The following is a 3,248-nucleotide window of genomic DNA, read 5'->3' on the forward strand; positions in this document are numbered from 1 at the left end:
AATTGATGCTTGGATTGGCTTACAAGCTGTGGATGAATCCTTGCAAGAAATCAGCGACAAGCTTTTGAAGCAAGATTTGCAAAACTGTTCCCACGGTCATGGTCATCATCATGAACATGGTCATGAACACCAAAAGCAAGGCAACTGTAAACATTAGTACAGGATATAGCGGTTCTCTGTTGAGTAGGTATTAAACCCCACCCCCAACCCCCTCCCCGCTTGCGAGGAGGGGGCTAAAATGCGACGATGCTCTCAAGCATCAACATATAATTTTGGAGTGATGTTTGTAACATCTCGTGAAAATATGCTGAGTTTTGTCACAAATGTTACAACGCTAAACTTGCATGGGCATATTAAGAATGCTTATATTGCAAGAGAAAACAATGACAGCTACTTTATCTGGTTATCAACTCCTCGAAACTCTTCACTCTGGTAGTAAAACGGTCATTTATCGTGGACGGCGAGAAACCGATAACGTCCCTGTCATTGTCAAAACTCTCCTGTGCGAACATCCACTCTTAGAAGACATAGCTCGACTGCGCCACGAATATCAAATTATTGAGCCTCTGCAAATTCCTGGCATTGTTAAAGCCTATGAGTTAAAGAATTATCAGCATGGACTGGCTTTGGTTTTGGAAGACATTCCAGGTTGCTTGCTCCAAGAACTGATTGCAACTCAAACAACCACCTTGATTACTTTCCTCAAGGTGGGGATTAACCTAGCACAAATTTTAGGAGAACTGCACGCGCAACAGATTATTCATAAAGATATTAAGCCGCACAATATTTTAATTGACCCCGATTCTGGCGAAGCTAAACTGATTGACTTCAGTATCTCCTCGCGCCTTGATAAAGAAAATCCCACCTTGAGCAATCCTAATTTGCTCGAAGGTACGCTTGCGTATATGTCACCTGAGCAGACCGGCAGAATGAATCGAGCGGTTGACTATCGCACCGACTTTTATTCGCTGGGTGTCACTTTATATGAAATGCTGACGGGTGTTTTGCCCTTTCAAGCTGTTGACCCGATGGAGTTAATTCACTCTCACATTGCCAAAACACCAGCTGCACCTTGTAGCGAAACCGTGTGTCGCGTTCTGGAAGATGTACCAGAAGCGATCAGTGCAGTTATTTTTAAATTATTAGCGAAAACAGCAGAAGAACGGTATCAAAGCGCCTGGGGACTGAAAGCGGATTTAGAGGAATGTTTATTTCAACTTCAAACGACTGGAAAGATTGAAAACTTTGTACCGGGAAGACAGGATAAATCTGGGCATTTTTTGATTCCGCAAAAGCTATACGGACGCGAAGCAGAAGTAGCAACATTGATGGCTGCGTTTAAGCGTGTGGCAGATGGTAGTAGCGAACTCATGCTCGTCTCTGGTTATTCGGGGATTGGAAAAACGAGTGTCGTCAATGAAGTTCATAAACCGATTGTGGGAGCAAGGGGTTATTTCATTGCAGGCAAGTTTGACCAGTTCAAGCGCAATATTCCTTATGCATCGTTGATTCAAGCATTCCAATCCTTGATTGGGCAATTACTTACCGAAAGCGAAGCCCAAATCCAAGTGTGGAAAGAGAAACTCCTAACTGCATTGGGAGACAATGGGCAAGTCATTATCGATGTGATTCCCGAAGTCGAACTAATTATTGGAACTGTGCCACCTGTAACACAACTGGGTGCGGCTGAATCTCAAAACCGTTTCAATCGCGTTTTTGGGCAATTCATTGGCGTATTCACGACCCAAAAGCATCCCTTGGTTGTGTTTCTCGATGATTTGCAGTGGGCAGATTCGGCATCGCTGAACTTAATTGAACTATTGATGACAGATAGCGAGCGCAAATATTTATTATTACTCGGCGCATATCGGGATAACGAAGTGTCGCCCACCCATCCGCTTATGATGAGTTTGGAGAAGATTCAATCTTCTAGTGCGGTGGTAGATAACATCGTCTTGTCACCATTGCAGTTAACGGATGTGGAAACGTTAATTAGCGATACGTTGAATGACACAGAAGCCAGCAAGCCATTAGCAGAATTACTGTTCCACAAAACTGGAGGAAACCCTTTCTTTTTAACGCAACTGCTGAAAACTCTACATCAAGAAGACTTGTTAACGTATGAGTTCCATTCAGGAGTATGGCAGTGGAATATCCAACATATTCAAGCGATCGGTCTTACTGACCTGAATGTGGTGGAATTGACTGCGAGAAATATTCGTAAACTGTCTCTAGAGACGCAAGAAGTACTCAAACTGGCTGCTTGTATTGGCAACACGTTCAATCTGGATGTATTAGCGATCGTTAACGAAGCATCTTCTTTAACAACTGCGGCGCAATTGTGGTCAGCCCTGCAAGCTGGGTTAATTCTGCCATTAAATCAGGATTACAAAATTCCCTTAGCGTTTAGTCAGGAGGAGTCAGGGGGAATTGCTTTAACAGATGTCAAGGTTGACTATAAATTTTTACATGACCGAGTGCAGCAAGCAGCGTATTCTCTGATTCCCGATGAGCAGAAGAAAGCAACGCATCTGAAAATTGGTCAATTACTCCTGCTAAATACTACATCCGAAGAACGTAAAGAAAATATATTTGCTTTAGTTAATCAACTCAATTACGGCGCTGATTTACTAATATTTGAAACAGAAAAATATGAATTCGCTGAACTCAATCTGATCGCAGGTCAAAGAGCGAAAGCTGCTACAGCACATGATTCTGCCGTTAAATATTTGCAAGTCGGTTTAGGATTGTTAGCAGAAGATAGCTGGAAAAGCCAGTATGACCTAACATTAGCACTGCACTCAGAAGCAGCAGAGGCAGCTTTTTTAAGCGGTGATTTTAAGGAAATGCAGAGATGGGTTGAGGTAGTGCAACAACAAGCCCAAACCCTACTCGATAAAATTAAGGTCTATGAAGTCCAGATTCAAGCTTATGTGTTGCAGAACAAACTAATAGAAGCAGTTAATACGGGGCTACAAACTTTAAAGCTGTTGGGGGTGGAGTTTCCCGAACAAGCGAATCTCTCAGATATTGGGCAGGGATTGCAGGAAACTGCGGCAATTTTGACTGGCTTGCAAATTGAGGATTTAGTTGACCTGCCTCAAATGAGCGATCGCTATAAATTAGCAGCCATGAGACTTTTATCAAGCATCTTTGCGGCTGCATACATTGCTGCTCCACAACTGGTACCCTTAACGGTGTGCAAACAAGTAAATTTATCTGTCCAATATGGTAATGCTTCGGTGTCT

General features: G+C 42.9%; 1 protein-coding gene. It reads left to right on the top strand.

Annotation, left to right across the window (positions count from 1 at the left end):
* Window positions 1-383: 383 nt before the first annotated feature.
* The coding region (locus VE944_RS02220; protein WP_324971609.1) for an ATP-binding protein at window positions 384-3,248 on the top strand (2,865 nt) is incomplete at its 3' end.

It is taken from the genome of Nostoc sp., assembly GCF_035638895.1.
Classification (GTDB): domain Bacteria; phylum Cyanobacteriota; class Cyanobacteriia; order Cyanobacteriales; family Nostocaceae; genus Nostoc.